Below are 14096 nucleotides of genomic sequence, written 5' to 3'. Positions count from 1 at the left end.
CGTCAAGCGCTCCCGCTTGCTAACCCGATAGGTGTTACATGGCAGGCGCAAAAGAGATTCGCGGCAAAATCGCGAGCATCAAAAGCACACAGAAGATCACCAGCGCCATGGAAAAGGTAGCTGTCAGCAAGATGCGCAAAGCTCAGACGCGCATGGCTGCCAGCAAGCCTTACGCTGAGCGTATTCGTGCTGTGATCGGCCACTTGGCCAATGCGAACCCGGAATATCGCCATCCGTTTATGGTGGAGCGTCCGGTAAAGCGCGTGGGCTATATCGTGGTCAGCTCCGACCGTGGTCTGGCGGGCGGCTTGAACATCAACCTGTTCAAGACGCTGATTCGCGACATGGCAGAGCAACGCGATCGCAATGCTGAAGTCGATCTCGGTGTGATTGGCAGCAAGGGGGCGTCCTTCTTCCGCAGCTACGGCGGTAATGTAGTCGCAGCCATCAGCCATTTGGGTGAAGAGCCTTCGATCAACGACCTGATCGGTAGTATCAAGGTCATGCTCGACGCTTACCTGAATGGCCGTATTGATCGCCTGTACGTAGTGTCCAACAAGTTCGTCAACACCATGGTCCAGAAGCCGACAATCGAGCAGCTGGTTCCGTTAGTGGCTGAGCAGAACACCAGCCTGCAAAAGCATTGGGACTACCTCTACGAACCAGATGCCAAGACGTTGCTGGACGGCCTCTTGGTGCGTTACGTGGAATCCCAGGTGTATCAGGCAGTTGTAGAAAACAGCGCTTGTGAACAAGCGGCGCGGATGATCGCGATGAAGAACGCTACGGATAACGCGGGCGAGATCATCAGCGAACTGCAGCTGATCTACAACAAGGCACGCCAGGCAGCGATTACGCAGGAAATTTCGGAAATCGTCGGCGGCGCCGCTGCGGTTTGACGGACTGGTTCTAATTCTTCGAGGAACGCGAAATGAGTAGCGGACGTATCGTACAAATCATCGGCGCCGTAATCGACGTGGAATTCCCACGCGATTCCGTACCGAAAGTTTATGACGCTCTGAAAGTGCAGGGCGTGGAAACTACGCTGGAAGTTCAGCAGCAGCTGGGCGACGGCATTGTTCGTTCCATCGCGATGGGCTCTACCGAGGGTCTGAAGCGTGGTCTGGACGTTAACAACACTGGTGAAGCGATCAAGGTACCGGTAGGCGTGAAGACGCTGGGCCGTATCATGGACGTTCTGGGTAACCCGATCGACGAGGCGGGCCCCATCGGTGAAGAAGAGCGTTGGGAAATCCACCGCAAGGCACCGTCCTATGCTGATCAGTCCGGTAGCAACGAGCTGCTGGAAACAGGCATCAAGGTTATTGACCTGGTTTGCCCGTTCGCGAAGGGTGGTAAGGTTGGTCTGTTCGGTGGTGCCGGTGTAGGCAAGACCGTTAACATGATGGAACTGATCCGTAACATCGCCATCGAGCACAGCGGTTATTCTGTGTTCGCAGGCGTGGGTGAGCGTACTCGTGAGGGTAACGACTTCTACCACGAGATGAAGGATTCCAACGTTCTGGACAAGGTAGCCCTGGTTTACGGTCAGATGAACGAGCCGCCGGGCAACCGTCTGCGCGTGGCCCTGACTGGCCTGACCATGGCCGAAAAGTTCCGTGACGAAGGACGTGACGTGCTGTTGTTCATCGACAACATCTATCGTTACACCCTGGCCGGTACGGAAGTATCCGCTCTGCTGGGCCGTATGCCTTCCGCAGTAGGTTATCAGCCGACGCTGGCTGAGGAGATGGGCGTTCTTCAGGAGCGTATTACCTCCACCAGAACCGGTTCGATTACATCCATCCAGGCCGTATACGTACCTGCGGATGACTTGACTGACCCGTCCCCTGCGACCACGTTCGCTCACCTGGACGCAACCGTCGTACTGTCCCGTGACATCGCTTCCCTGGGTATCTACCCAGCTGTGGATCCGCTGGACTCTACTTCTCGCCAGCTTGATCCGCTGGTGATCGGTCAGGAGCACTATGACGTTGCTCGCGGCGTTCAGTATGTTCTGCAGCGCTACAAGGAGCTGAAGGACATCATTGCGATTCTGGGTATGGACGAACTGTCCGAAGCGGACAAGCAGTTGGTATCCCGTGCTCGTAAGATCCAGCGCTTCCTGTCCCAGCCGTTCTTCGTTGCAGAAGTATTTACCGGTGCGCCAGGTAAATACGTTTCGCTCAAGGACACCATTGCTGGTTTCGGCGGCATTCTGAAAGGTGACTACGACCATTTGCCTGAGCAGGCATTCTACATGGTTGGCAGCATCGACGAAGCTATCGAAAAAGCGAAGAAACTGTAATCCGTGCGCCCGGAAACGGGCGCCTTACGAGGCATGCATATGGCCAAGACAGTCCAATGCGATATCGTCAGCGCGGAAGGAGCCATCTTCTCCGGAGCGGTGGAGATGGTGATCGCCCACGGTAACCTGGGGGATCTGGGTATTTCTCCCGGCCATGCTCCGCTGTTGACTGATCTCATGCCTGGCCCGATTCGCCTGATCAAGCAGGGCGGCGAGGAAGAGGTGTTTTATATCTCTGGTGGTTTCCTCGAAGTCCAGCCGAATGTCGTCGAAGTGTTGGCAGATATTGCCAGCCGGGCGAGCGATCTTGATGAAGCGGCTGCTCAGGAAGCCATGAAGCTGGCTGAGAAGACGCTGAGCGAGAAAGGCTCGAACTTCGATTACAGCGCTGCCTCTGCACAGTTGGCTGAAGCCGCAGCTCAGCTGCGTACCATTCAGCAGCTACGCAACAAGGCCAAGCGCTGAAGCAATACGCTTCGGGTATATGAAAGGGGTAGCTTCGGCTACCCCTTTTCATTTCTGGCCGTGAGCACTTGCTGAGCCCGTTTCTCTTCTGAGACTCTTTATCCGTGTCTAACGGCTTAAGGCCCTATCGAGGCGTAAACATGTCCCTTGAAATTGTCATTCTTGCTGCGGGGCAAGGCACCCGTATGCGCTCCGCTCTGCCCAAGGTTCTTCATCCGATTGCCGGGAAGGCCATGCTGGGACACGTGATCGATCGCGCCCGCGAACTGACTCCGCAAAGGATCCATGTAGTGATCGGCCATGGAGCCGAAACCGTCAAGCAGCGTCTGGCAGCAGATGACCTCAACTTCGTCGTCCAGCAGGAGCAGTTGGGTACAGGCCATGCTGTCGCCCAGGCGCTTCCCCATCTGTCGGCGGAGCGGGTACTGATCCTATATGGCGATGTTCCGCTGATTGAGAAGTCTACGCTTGAGCGTCTGCTAGAGCAGGTTAGCGCTCAGCAGCTGGCATTGTTGACTGTAGAACTGGCAGATCCCACGGGTTATGGACGTATCCTTCGGGATAACCGCGGTGAGGTGTATGCAATTGTTGAGCATAAGGATGCCGATGCAACGCAGAAGGCAATCCGCGAAGGTAATACCGGTATTCTGGCCGTTCCGGGCGAGCGATTGGGAGAGTGGCTCGGTAGACTTTCCAACAGCAATGCACAAGGGGAGTATTACCTGACGGATGTCATCGCAATGGCCGTATCCGATGGTTTGCGCGTTGCAACGGCTGAGCCAGACGATGCCATGGAGGTTCAGGGAGCCAATGACAGAAAGCAGTTGGCTGATCTTGAGCGACACTATCAATGGCGCGCTGCGCAAGCGCTCATGACGCAAGGTGTAACACTACTGGATCCGACACGCTTTGATCTGCGTGGGCAGGTCCAGACTGGCCGTGATGTCACTATTGATATCAATGTTATTCTGAGTGGCACGGTGGTTATCGAAGACAACGTCGAAATTGGGCCCAACTGTGTTATCCACAACAGCACGTTGAAACGCGGGGCGGTTATCAAGGCCAACAGTCATCTGGATGGCGCAGTAGTGGGTGAGGGTGCCGATGTAGGTCCCTTTGCTCGGCTACGTCCCGGTTCTGTTCTGGAAGCCAGAGTTCATGTGGGCAATTTCGTCGAGTTGAAAAACGCTCATCTTAATGAAGGCAGCAAGGCGGGGCATCTGTCTTATCTGGGTGATGCTGTCCTAGGAAAGAACTGTAACGTAGGCGCCGGCACCATTACCTGCAACTATGATGGTGCCAACAAGTATAGAACCGAGATTGGCGATGACGTCTTCATTGGCTCCAACAGTTCGTTGGTAGCACCAGTCACGTTAGGCGATGGAGCAACCACGGCTGCAGGTTCTACCGTTACGGAAAACGTGCCTGCACAGACGCTGGCACTGGGTAGGGCAAGACAGGTTAACAAGCCTGATTGGCAACGTCCTATCAAGAAGAAGTAACCCAAAAGGCTGTGAAATACTCACAGCCTTTTTCATTCTGGGTTGACTTTTTTTCCGTTAAGGGTTTTGATTCGAAGTATATAAATTTCGAATCGAAACTTATGGCCAAGCGCAACACTCCACAACGTCGCCACGACATCCTTGCCCGTTTGAATGAACAGGGTGAGGTGACAGTTGATGAGTTGACCAAACTGTTTGCCACCTCAGAAGTTACGATTCGAAAGGATTTGGCTGCGCTCGAAAAGAATGGTCTCTTACTACGCCGATACGGTGGCGCCGTTTCGATCCCCCATGAGCTTCTGAGCGATCTTGCTCAAGCGCCATCACCGTATAAGCAGGCCATTGCACGGGCTGCCTCTTCACGTATCCGCGAACATGCCCGGGTCATTATTGATAGTGGCAGCACGACCGCTGCGCTTATTCCCGAATTGGAAAACAAAGCAGGTCTGGTTGTGATGACCAACTCGCTTCATATCGCCAATGCCTTGCGTGAACTTGAGCATGAGCCGGTTTTGTTAATGACTGGCGGGACCTGGGACCCTCATTCGGAATCCTTTCAAGGGCAAGTGGCTGAGCAGGTCTTGCGCTCTTACGACTTCGATCAGCTATTCATTGGTGCTGATGGATTGGATCTTGAACGGGGCACGACAACGTTCAATGAATTATTGGGCTTGTCACGTGTAATGGCTGAAGTGGCCCGAGAAGTCATCGTTATGGCAGAAGGGGACAAGGTTGGTCGACGTATTCCCAACCTGGAACTGCCCTGGTCGAACATTCACACGCTTGTGACTGATGAGCGTTTCCCTGATGAAGCCAGACACCAATTGGAACAACAGGGCATTACTGTCATTTGTGTGGCTGTGGATAAATGATCTCCATCAAATATCCACAGCCACTCTTTAAAATTTGAACAAAGCATTCATATGCATCGCTTGTTTAGGAGTTTTCCATGTGTGGCATCGTAGGCGCCATTGCTGAGCGTAATATCACCGCTATCCTCGTTGAAGGGCTCAAGCGCCTTGAATACCGTGGGTATGACAGCGCAGGTCTTGCCGTACTGACGGCGCAGCAGACCCTTGAGCGCATTCGTCGCCCCGGCAAGGTCAGCGAGCTGGCTAGCGCGCTTAAGAGCGAAGGCCTGACAGGTCGCCTCGGTATTGCCCATACCCGCTGGGCCACGCATGGTGCGCCAACTGAAGCGAATGCCCATCCTCATTTCTCCCATGGTCAGATTGCAGTGGTCCACAATGGGATCATTGAAAACCATGAACCCCTGCGCGAGTGGTTAAAGGGGCTCGGTTATGTCTTTACCTCCCAGACCGATACCGAAGTCATCGTTCATCTTCTGCATCACAAGCTGAAGGAAACCGGTGATATCACGCATGCGCTGAAGGCAGCGGTGAAAGAGCTGCATGGTGCTTACGGTGTAGCGGTCATGAATATCGATCAGCCTGATCGTCTGGTCGCTGCCAGAAGCGGCAGCCCCCTGGTGATCGGCCTGGGTATTGGAGAAAACTACCTGGCGTCGGACCAGTTGGCGCTCCGGCAGGTAACGGATCGCTTTATCTACTTGGAAGAAGGCGACATTGCAGAGATTCGTCTGAATGGCGTCTCGCTGTGGTCGGTGGACGGTGAACCGGTAACACGTGAAGTTGTTCAGTTTACCGAGGGGGCCGAAGCCGCTGACAAAGGCTCGTTCCGCCACTTCATGCTCAAGGAAATTCACGAGCAGCCTGCTGTGGTTCAGCGCACCCTGGAAGGGCGGTTGGGTCTTGATCATGTGGTGACCGAGGCATTCGGTCCTCAGGCAACAGACCTGTTTAGGCGTGTCAGGAATATTCAGATCGTTGCCTGCGGCACAAGTTTTCATGCCGGTATGGTGGCGCGCTATTGGCTGGAAGGTCTTACGGGTATCCCTTGCCAAGTCGAAGTGGCAAGTGAGTTCCGCTATCGGCGTGTAGCGGTACAGGCTGACACGCTGTTTGTGACCATTTCCCAATCAGGGGAGACAGCGGATACCTTGGCTGCGCTTAGAAATGCCAAGCCGCTGGGCTATTTGGGCAGTCTTGCAATTTGTAACGTCGCGACCAGCTCGCTGGTACGTGAGTCGGACCTGACCTTACTGACACAGGCTGGCCCTGAGATCGGGGTTGCTTCTACCAAGGCGTTCACGACTCAGCTGGTTGCGCTGCTGCTGCTTACGCTGTCGTTGGGCCGTGTTCAGAACCGTCTTGAGGCTGGCGTTGAGGCTGAATTGGTGGAAGAGCTTCGCCGTTTACCCGCGCGTCTTGATGAAGCGCTTGCCATGGATAAGCATGTAGAGAAGATTTCCGAGCTATTTGCAGAGAAGCACCATACCTTGTTCCTCGGCCGAGGTGCTCAGTATCCAGTGGCAATGGAAGGCGCGCTCAAGCTCAAGGAGATTTCCTATATTCATGCCGAGGCTTATCCGGCGGGTGAGCTCAAGCACGGCCCGCTGGCGCTGGTGGACACCGACATGCCTGTGGTTACGGTAGCGCCCAATAATGAGTTGTTGGAAAAGCTGAAATCCAACCTTCAGGAAGTACGCGCTCGAGGCGGTCAGCTGGTTGTCTTCGCGGATGCAGAAGCTGGTCTTACCAACGGGGAAGGCACCCACCTGATCGGGATGCCCAGCATTCATGATGTGCTGGCGCCAATCCTCTACACCATACCGCTGCAATTGCTGTCTTATCACGTCGCTATATTGAAAGGGACTGATGTGGATCAGCCTCGCAATCTAGCCAAGTCGGTAACGGTTGAATAATGTATTCAGCAAAGCCCCGTTAAACGGGGCTTTTTTATGGGTTGGACGTGCAGCCACCAATACGGCCGCATAAAAGTGTTTGTCGACCTGCAGACGAGCTGGACACGCGTCCACGTGAAGTCCAACCAATGGCCCGTGTAAAGCCGGACCAGATCTCGCCATCCGAGGCGTAACCTATCAAGAAACTGATTCGACCATAGTGTGCCTGGGTTTGCGTCCAGGTGCGCTGGGTGGCAGCATCGTATCCTTGGATAAAAATATGTTTATCCATAACCGATACATGATAGTGGCTGCCTGCAAGGTCTTCGCAGCTGACTATTTGCCCCGTACTCATACAATTCACAGGTAAGCCATCGGCAAATGCAAAAGATGAGCACAGCAAGGAAGGGGCAAGTAGCAGAGACCAGGCAGGCGGTCTTTTCATAAGATAGAAAACCGTCAAACAGATTAGTTTGTTATCTTATAACCTATTTGCCTTGTGCCAGTAGCCTTTGCCATCAGCAGGATGATCCATAAAGGCATCAGAGCCTGTCATCATTCAGTCCGCTTGGATGTATCCAGCCACGTGCCCTGGCTCTGCTGTTCACAGAACGGCTTCAAGAAGCGTGCATCCGTAGCAATACCGTAATAATGGATGTCCTGTCTGTACGGCATGCCTTGTACTTGGGCGTTCTGGCAGATACCGAATCCGCCGGTAGGGCATTGTTCAGCAAAGGTAACCTCAACGTTCTGCTCTGCCAGTTGAGGCTTACAAAATCCATCATGAAATAGATTCGCTGGAATTGAGCGATTCTGCTGGCAGACTTTCACATCGACGCCTTTACCCTTGCTGTGGACCAGGCACGCTTCGGCCTGCACATAGAGCGGAACGAGGAAGGCTAGACAGGCAAGTAGGCGATACATAGAGGTAACCGGCTTAAATCGGCGACTCTACCACTGACCGAATCGAGACATAAACATGCTCAAGCATATACCTACCCACGTGATAACAGGACCTTTGGGGGCAGGCAAGACCAGCCTCATCCGGCATTTGCTGACGCAGCGTCCTCAACACGAGCGGTGGGCAGTGCTGGTCAACGAGTTCGGTCAGATAGGGCTTGATGCTGCGTTATTGCATACCACGGATGCCGGTATCTCATTGACTGAATTGCCGGGAGGGTGCCTGTGCTGCGTCAACGGCGCGCCATTGCAGATAGCCCTGGTGCAGTTGTTGCGCAGGGCTCAGCCCCAGCGCCTTTTCATTGAGCCGTCAGGGCTGGGGCATCCGGCTACATTGCTCAAGCAGCTCGCCGAAGGCACCTGGCAGGGCGTACTGGCGATTCAACCGGCAGTCATGGTGGTTGATGCTCACCGCTTGGCGAGCGGGGAACAGCTGCCTGATGCTCAACGTGAGGCGTTACCCGGGGTTGGGCTGCTGGTACTCAACAAGTCTGAGTTGTTGAATGACAGAAGCCGACAGGCGCTTCTAGCTTCCTTGCCCGACATCCAGTGGCAATGGACCCAGCAGGGAAGGCTGCCTTTTAATCTTTTGCCCGGAAGCGCTTGTATAGCTGGCCAACGTGCTCCCGATTCACTCCCAGTGCCTCCCCCTGGTCAGCAGGGACCATTACCTTCGCTGCTGTTACCTGGACAGCCCTTAAGGCAAATTCATGAGGCTGAAGGGCGCTTCGCCATAGGGTGGCGGTTTCACCATAGCAGCCAATTTAACCGCCAAGCAGTTCAGACATGGCTGGGCGCATTACCTGCACTGCTCAGGGCAAAAGCCATTCTGCATGCAGATGGGCAGTGGTGGAGCTTCAATCAAGCCAGTGGACAAGGTGAATGGCGGATCAGTGAGTGGCGCAAGGATAGCCGGGTCGAATTGATCTTCGAAACGGTCATAGATGCAGCCGCCCTAGAGTCAGATTTGATGAATTACATGCAATAGGAATCCTGTTGTCGCTAAAAGTTGATAAATTCGTTATCTTAATGATAATGATTATTAAATCTGACCGCCTTTGTGGATCATTCCTATGTCGTTGACGTTGCCGGCGAGATCAAAATCGCCTGAGCAAGACCCTTCGCTGCAGCCTGAGCACCCTGCTGAATCGGCTGAAGGAGTACGTCTGTATGTCGTGCGCAGTGAGGTTGAGCCTGTTGATGGTGTAAATGCCAGTCGTACGGATCCAGGCGCAGAGATCATTTCGCTGCAAGGGTATTCACGAAGCGATGAGGTGCCTCCGCTGGAGGAGAACGTCGGCAATGCCGAGCCGACAACCGAAACAACGCCTCCTCGTCGTTGGTGGCTGGCCTCGGGGACTTCCTTTGTTATGCACGCGGCGCTGGCGGCTGCATTGTTTTTTGTCGTACAGACTCCGCCCGAACTCAAAATCAGCAAGGGTGATAGCCCAAGCGAGCTAAAGGTCAGCTTTATCCAGCTGCCCAAAAAGGAGCCTGCCCCAGAGCCTCCGGCAGCAGCGCCTACACCTCCGGCCCCACCAGAGCCCGAACCGCCTAAGCCGGAGCCTCCTAAGCCGGTTGAACCGCCCAAGCCCGTCGAACCACCCAAACCGGTAGTCGAAAAGCCCAAGCCAAAGCCGAAACCCAAGCCGGTTGAGCACACCCAGCAAAAACCGCTACCGGTCAAAAAGAAGCCTGAGCCCAAAGCAGAGCCTGAGCCAGCCCCTGTGCCTGCTGCACCGGCAGCAAGTGCTCCTACGCCTGCGGCTGCACCAAGCGCACCTGTTCAGGCACCCGTGGCCACGCCTGGCGCCAAGACCGCCGCTTCTGCAGGTCCTGCAGGCCTCCCTACTGGGAGCATCGACGACAGCGATATCCGTCCTTTGAAGATGGATCAGCCCAAATATCCTGATGTGTTGCGTCGTCGCGGATTAAGCGGGGAGGTCAAAGTGCTATTTACCGTAACCGCAGATGGCCGTATTACTGATGTGGAAGTACTGGAGTCGTCGAACAAAATGTTCGAGCGCTCCGTGCTCGATGCGTTGAGCAGCTGGCGCTTTGCTCCTCGTGTATCAGGTGGACAAATCGTACCGCGCAAGGCTACCAAGGTATTTATCTTCAAGCTGCAACGCCGCTAACGGCCGACAGGCTCCAATAAAAACGCCGCGGATAATCGCGGCGTTTTTGTTTAGGCCCTGATCAGCCGGATGAAGGAAGTACGTCTTCCTTGATCGCCTGATACCGCTCTTGCAACTCTCGGCGAATTTGCCGGCGTTGCTGTGCCTGTATGCAGCGGCGTTTCTCGTCGAACGTCTTGGGTTCCAGTTGAGGAACGGGGCAGGGCTTGCCGTCATCACCCAATGCAACCATCGTGAAGAAGCAGCTGTTGGTATGGCGTACCGAGCGCTGTTGAATGTTTTCCGTAATGACCTTTACACCGACCTCCATAGACGTCGTTCCGGTGTAGTTCACCGATGCCAAAAACGTAACCAATTCACCTACGTTGACCGGTTCGCGAAAAATCACCTGATCAACCGACAGTGTCACCACATAACGGCCTGCATAACGGCTGGCGCAGGCATAGGCCACTTCATCCAGGTGTTTAAGCAAGGCGCCACCATGCACCTTGCCAGAGAAGTTCGCCAAATCGGGCGTCATCAGAATGGTCATACTGAGCTGGTGATTACCGGCTTCCATATAGGCCTCGTCATATCCTCAAATCACCGGTAATTCCGGCGGCGTCAGTATGCAATGTTATGGCGATTTGCCATAGGATTCGTGCGTTAGCTATATCCGTCTTATGAGCGACCCGCCGACAACCCCCTATCGATAGGCATGTCTGCCCCCGAGATAGCAGAGGCCTGCGGCTGGCATAGGAAGTACACCAGTTCAGCGACTTCTTCAGGCTGGATAAAACGGGCCTGATCACCTTGCGGATACCGATTGAGCAAGTTGCGCCGGTAGCCGGTAGGATCGCCCTGGCCATAATGGGCCGCCTGAAAATCCAGCATGGGCGTATCGATATCGCCTGGGGAGACAGCATTGACCCGCACACCGTCCTTGGCCAGCTCAATGGCGAGGTTCTGGCTGAAGAAACGAATAGCGGCTTTAGCAGCGCCATAGGCGGCAGCACCCGAGACAGGTTGGCGACCCGCACCGCTCGAAATATTAATGATCGTTCCGCGGGTTTCCTTGAGAAACGGGATGGCAGCGGAGCACATGAAGAAGGTTGACTTGAGGTTGACCGACATGACGAGGTCGTAATCCTCTTCGCTGAATGTCTCGACAGGGCCTTCGCGCCAGACACCTGCCGCATTGATCAGAGCATCGAGGCGGCCGGTACGTGCCATGACCTTGCTGATAAGGTTACGACAGCCTTCGGCCGTCCGTAGATCAGCTACGACGCTCGAATCCAGGGGAACATTGCCATTGAGATCATGCAGGCCATCCTTGTCCAGATCTGCCGCTGCAACGCGCCAGTGACTCTGTGAAAAACGCTGGGCCAGTGCTCGACCGAGCCCGCCAGCGGCACCAGTGATCAGAACGACAGGAGTGCTCATCCAGGGATTACCTTCTAGCGGAAAAGATAGCTATATCCAGACCTTGCGCAGCCGCTTACGTTCAGCGTCTGGCCTGCCATTCTCGTGCAATCCGCTACAAGCGTCTCGTAAAGCCTGCCAATAGCGGCAGGCTAACGCTATAGAGCTGATCAATGATCAGCTTTCCAGCCAGACATCCCGTGCCCAGATCCAGACGGAATCCCAGGTGTCATCGTCCAGCTCACCATCCGTCCAGAGTAGAACCTCGCCTTCCTGACTAACGGCGTAGTAGCCGTCACCGTCCTCACAAATGGGTATCAGATCGCGAGGTAGACCTTCCGACCAGGCTGTAGCGGCCACTTCTGGAAGGTACGTATGGGACTGCGGATCGGTCACCGTTACGGGCTCAAGCTTGCCGTATACCACATCGCTGACGGTGAGAAGAAACTCGCGAAACTCGGGCGGAAGGCTGATCAACAGTTCTTCTTCGATTTCGACCAACAGGTCCTCATCGGGCAGCTCGAGCGGTACCGGAACAGGCTCGTTCTCTTCGCGCAGCCTTTCAATCACGTCTTCCATCAATACATCCTCTAATGCAGGGGTGCGTGTTATACCCTAGTCAAGAATATAAAAGATGGAAAAGGTGCCATCGAGAATGCGCTACCTGTACGAACAGCGCGACAAACGGTAGAAATGAAAAAGCCCGGCATGACCGGGCTTTTCTGAAACACAGGGCAATCAAGCGTTCTGACGGATACCGGCCAGCAGCCAGGGCTGGTTGCTACCTGCCAGGCGCTCCATACGCCAGCTTTCGCTGAAATTCTGACCCTGGTCGAAGCGAGACTCTTTCGACAAGCCAGAGAACGTGATGGTAGCAATGGTCTTACCTTCCAGCTCTTCCACGCCATCCAGCTCGGCCTGCAAGTTCTCGATGTAGGTGGACTGGAAGCCTTCACCCAAGCTGGCACGCTCATCTTTCAGCCACTGGAGCATCTGAGGCGTCACGAACTCGGCGATCTTGTCCATCTCGTTGGCATCCCAGTGCTGCTGCAGAGACATGAAGTGCTCACGGCCAGCTGCAACGAAACGCTCTGCATCAAACCAGGCAGGCGCATTCATGACTGGCGCGGCACCACCCTGACCGAATCCGCCAGGCTGCTGTGCAGGCGCTTCACGGTACATCGGTGCGTGGCCTGCCGGAGCAGGCTGATGCTGCTGATGTTGCTGCTGACGGCGGCGCGTGAATAGCTTGAACAGAACAAACGCTATCAGGGCCATGATCAGGAAGTCGAAGAACTGGAAGCCTTCGAAACCGTCGCCCATGAACATGGAAGCCAATAAGCCACCAGCGGCAAGACCGGCTAACGGACCCAGCCAGCGAGAAGCACCGCTAGCGGCTGGCGCCTGACGACCCGGTGCGGCTGCCGCTGCGCCCGGTTGCTGTTGAGGCGGTGCCGCCTGGCGTGTCTGGTGAATGGGAGCTGCACCAGCCGACTTGCCTCCACCCATGCGCTTGGCATTGGCATCAAGGCTCAGGGTCAGGCCCAGGCAGATGATCATGAAAAAACTCATTATGCGTTGCATCGTAAGATCTCTTATCGTGAACTACGTTGATGTCCATCTTGCGCCGGACATTGCGTAAGGGCTAGCGCTAATTGTTTCGGCTTTTTGCATGGTTTACTCAAGCCTTATCGTTTGCTGTTGGACTATTGCTTTATGCGCAATATTTCAAACCACTGGTCAGCTCCAAAAAAGCGTTAGCGCGTACTCAATTAGGGTGTTTTCTAAACATCGGCTGTGGCTAAAAGCACAGATCTGAAATTGATGGCTGAGCGCTATCATTTCATTACTACCTTGAGACGGTATGCTGTCCAAACCATTTGCATCTTGGGCTACGGGAGTGGAGTGTTGTGATGCAAGGGATGGTAGCTATCGCTTTACAAGGATACCGGCCTGTAAATGCCTGACAGAAGCAGTCGTGGCGGGGCTCGGTGGGTAGGGCGCCTGAGCACCTCTATGCAGGGAATAGGCTTGTCTTGCATGCTTCGGCAATCTCCCACCGTTTGACAAGCCTTTCCTTGCGCCTTTAACCCTAGGGTTTCAGCGCCAACAGCACCACGCCAAAACCGATTGCGCCAATGCCGCACCATTGGCGCAGCGTCAGCTTTTCGCCTAGCAGCAGTACACCGAATAGGGCCACGAGCACTACGCTCAGCTTGTCTACTGGCGCTACCAGCGAAGCGTTACCCATCTTCAAGGCTCGGAAATAACAGATCCAGGAGGCACCGGTAGCCAATCCAGATAACACAAGGAAGAGATAGCTCTTTGGCGAGATCGAGCTTAAGGGCTGATACTGGCGGGTCGCATAAACGATCAGCACAAGCGACAGGAGCACTACTCCAGTCCGCAACAAGGTAGCAAAGTCCGAATTGACTTGGGCAACGCCAATTTTGCCAAAAATGGCTGTGAGCGCCGCGAAAACGGCTGACAGCAATGCCCAGAAGACCCAGGAAGACGCCACGCAATGTCCTTCTTTAAACAGTCAGGGCGACCTTGGC

The 14096-nt window shown here is 54.7% G+C and carries 15 protein-coding genes; 8 read left to right on the top strand and 7 right to left on the bottom strand.

The features are described from left to right. Positions 1–38: 38 nt before the first annotated feature. The 6 genes from atpG (at position 39) to glmS (ending at position 7060) form a co-directional block, all read left to right on the top strand. On the top strand, positions 39–899 hold the full coding sequence (gene atpG, locus PLU01S_RS00455) for a F0F1 ATP synthase subunit gamma (RefSeq protein WP_010796329.1): 861 nt from the start codon (positions 39–41) through the stop codon (positions 897–899). A 32-nt stretch (positions 900–931) separates the two neighbouring features. Continuing rightward, a complete protein-coding gene (gene atpD, locus PLU01S_RS00450; RefSeq protein WP_010796328.1) occupies positions 932–2308 on the top strand; it encodes a F0F1 ATP synthase subunit beta in 1377 nt (458 codons plus the stop codon). 39 nt (positions 2309–2347) lie between these two features. After that, on the top strand, positions 2348–2773 hold the full coding sequence (locus PLU01S_RS00445) for a F0F1 ATP synthase subunit epsilon (RefSeq protein WP_010796327.1): 426 nt from the start codon (positions 2348–2350) through the stop codon (positions 2771–2773). Positions 2774–2913: 140 nt separating this feature from the next. Then, positions 2914–4275 (top strand): bifunctional UDP-N-acetylglucosamine diphosphorylase/glucosamine-1-phosphate N-acetyltransferase GlmU, encoded by a 1362-nt coding sequence (gene glmU / locus PLU01S_RS00440; protein WP_074820924.1) that lies wholly within the window; start codon positions 2914–2916, stop codon positions 4273–4275. 101 nt (positions 4276–4376) lie between these two features. Beyond that, positions 4377–5147, top strand: coding sequence for a DeoR/GlpR family DNA-binding transcription regulator (locus PLU01S_RS00435; RefSeq protein WP_074820920.1), 771 nt, complete (start codon positions 4377–4379; stop codon positions 5145–5147). A gap of 77 nt (positions 5148–5224) precedes the next feature. Further along, positions 5225–7060 (top strand): glutamine--fructose-6-phosphate transaminase (isomerizing), encoded by a 1836-nt coding sequence (gene glmS / locus PLU01S_RS00430; protein WP_074820917.1) that lies wholly within the window; start codon positions 5225–5227, stop codon positions 7058–7060. 34 nt (positions 7061–7094) lie between these two features. Here glmS and PLU01S_RS25295 read toward each other — a convergent pair whose 3' ends face one another. Together PLU01S_RS25295 and PLU01S_RS00425 are read right to left on the bottom strand one after the other, a co-directional pair. After that, positions 7095–7331 (bottom strand): hypothetical protein, encoded by a 237-nt coding sequence (locus PLU01S_RS25295; RefSeq protein ID WP_139208653.1) that lies wholly within the window; start codon positions 7329–7331, stop codon positions 7095–7097. Between the two features lie 263 nt (positions 7332–7594). Next, on the bottom strand, positions 7595–7963 hold the full coding sequence (locus tag PLU01S_RS00425) for an NADH:ubiquinone oxidoreductase (protein WP_074820912.1): 369 nt from the start codon (positions 7961–7963) through the stop codon (positions 7595–7597). Between the two features lie 55 nt (positions 7964–8018). Between PLU01S_RS00425 and PLU01S_RS00420 the strand changes: the two genes are divergently transcribed. Together PLU01S_RS00420 and PLU01S_RS00415 are read left to right on the top strand one after the other, a co-directional pair. Continuing rightward, positions 8019–8987, top strand: a complete 969-nt coding sequence (locus PLU01S_RS00420; protein ID WP_074820909.1) for a CobW family GTP-binding protein — start codon at positions 8019–8021, stop codon at positions 8985–8987. An 85-nt stretch (positions 8988–9072) separates the two neighbouring features. Beyond that, complete coding sequence (locus tag PLU01S_RS00415) at positions 9073–10137, top strand: energy transducer TonB (protein ID WP_074820906.1); 1065 nt, start codon at positions 9073–9075, stop codon at positions 10135–10137. A 61-nt stretch (positions 10138–10198) separates the two neighbouring features. Here the strand turns inward: PLU01S_RS00415 and PLU01S_RS00410 are convergent, their stop codons facing one another. From PLU01S_RS00410 to PLU01S_RS00390, 5 genes are all read right to left on the bottom strand, one after another. Beyond that, the gene (locus tag PLU01S_RS00410; RefSeq protein ID WP_010796320.1) at positions 10199–10696 is read right to left on the bottom strand and encodes an acyl-CoA thioesterase; all 498 of its coding nucleotides are present in this window, start codon (positions 10694–10696) and stop codon (positions 10199–10201) included. A gap of 101 nt (positions 10697–10797) precedes the next feature. Then, the gene (locus PLU01S_RS00405) at positions 10798–11559 is read right to left on the bottom strand and encodes an SDR family NAD(P)-dependent oxidoreductase (RefSeq protein WP_010796319.1); all 762 of its coding nucleotides are present in this window, start codon (positions 11557–11559) and stop codon (positions 10798–10800) included. 156 nt (positions 11560–11715) lie between these two features. Beyond that, positions 11716–12117: an SMI1/KNR4 family protein gene (locus tag PLU01S_RS00400; RefSeq protein WP_010796318.1), complete on the bottom strand. Its 402-nt coding sequence runs from the start codon at positions 12115–12117 to the stop codon at positions 11716–11718. 159 nt (positions 12118–12276) lie between these two features. Next, positions 12277–13122, bottom strand: a complete 846-nt coding sequence (locus tag PLU01S_RS00395) for a Tim44 domain-containing protein (RefSeq protein ID WP_074820904.1) — start codon at positions 13120–13122, stop codon at positions 12277–12279. A gap of 508 nt (positions 13123–13630) precedes the next feature. Further along, complete coding sequence (locus PLU01S_RS00390; protein WP_019366459.1) at positions 13631–14059, bottom strand: EamA family transporter; 429 nt, start codon at positions 14057–14059, stop codon at positions 13631–13633. Between the last annotated feature and the right edge of the window lie 37 nt (positions 14060–14096).

This window comes from Pseudomonas luteola NBRC 103146 (assembly GCF_002091675.1).
Taxonomy (GTDB): Bacteria; Pseudomonadota; Gammaproteobacteria; order Pseudomonadales; family Pseudomonadaceae; genus Chryseomonas; species Chryseomonas luteola.
The sequence above is the reverse complement of the archived record's forward strand: the minus strand, read 5'-3'. Positions and strand labels throughout refer to the sequence as shown.

Bases quoted from the DNA above. Each gene is read 5' to 3' on its own strand.
- atpG (WP_010796329.1), top strand. From the start codon at position 39: ATGGCAGGCGCAAAAGAGATTCGCGGCAAAATCGCGAGCATCAAAAGC.
- atpD (WP_010796328.1), top strand. From the start codon at position 932: ATGAGTAGCGGACGTATCGTACAAATCATCGGCGCCGTAATCGACGTG.
- PLU01S_RS00445 (WP_010796327.1), top strand. From the start codon at position 2,348: ATGGCCAAGACAGTCCAATGCGATATCGTCAGCGCGGAAGGAGCCATC.
- glmU (WP_074820924.1), top strand. From the start codon at position 2,914: ATGTCCCTTGAAATTGTCATTCTTGCTGCGGGGCAAGGCACCCGTATG.
- PLU01S_RS00435 (WP_074820920.1), top strand. From the start codon at position 4,377: ATGGCCAAGCGCAACACTCCACAACGTCGCCACGACATCCTTGCCCGT.
- glmS (WP_074820917.1), top strand. From the start codon at position 5,225: ATGTGTGGCATCGTAGGCGCCATTGCTGAGCGTAATATCACCGCTATC.
- PLU01S_RS25295 (WP_139208653.1), bottom strand. From the start codon at position 7,331: ATGGATAAACATATTTTTATCCAAGGATACGATGCTGCCACCCAGCGC.
- PLU01S_RS00425 (WP_074820912.1), bottom strand. From the start codon at position 7,963: ATGTATCGCCTACTTGCCTGTCTAGCCTTCCTCGTTCCGCTCTATGTG.
- PLU01S_RS00420 (WP_074820909.1), top strand. From the start codon at position 8,019: ATGCTCAAGCATATACCTACCCACGTGATAACAGGACCTTTGGGGGCA.
- PLU01S_RS00415 (WP_074820906.1), top strand. From the start codon at position 9,073: ATGTCGTTGACGTTGCCGGCGAGATCAAAATCGCCTGAGCAAGACCCT.
- PLU01S_RS00410 (WP_010796320.1), bottom strand. From the start codon at position 10,696: ATGGAAGCCGGTAATCACCAGCTCAGTATGACCATTCTGATGACGCCC.
- PLU01S_RS00405 (WP_010796319.1), bottom strand. From the start codon at position 11,559: ATGAGCACTCCTGTCGTTCTGATCACTGGTGCCGCTGGCGGGCTCGGT.
- PLU01S_RS00400 (WP_010796318.1), bottom strand. From the start codon at position 12,117: ATGGAAGACGTGATTGAAAGGCTGCGCGAAGAGAACGAGCCTGTTCCG.
- PLU01S_RS00395 (WP_074820904.1), bottom strand. From the start codon at position 13,122: ATGCAACGCATAATGAGTTTTTTCATGATCATCTGCCTGGGCCTGACC.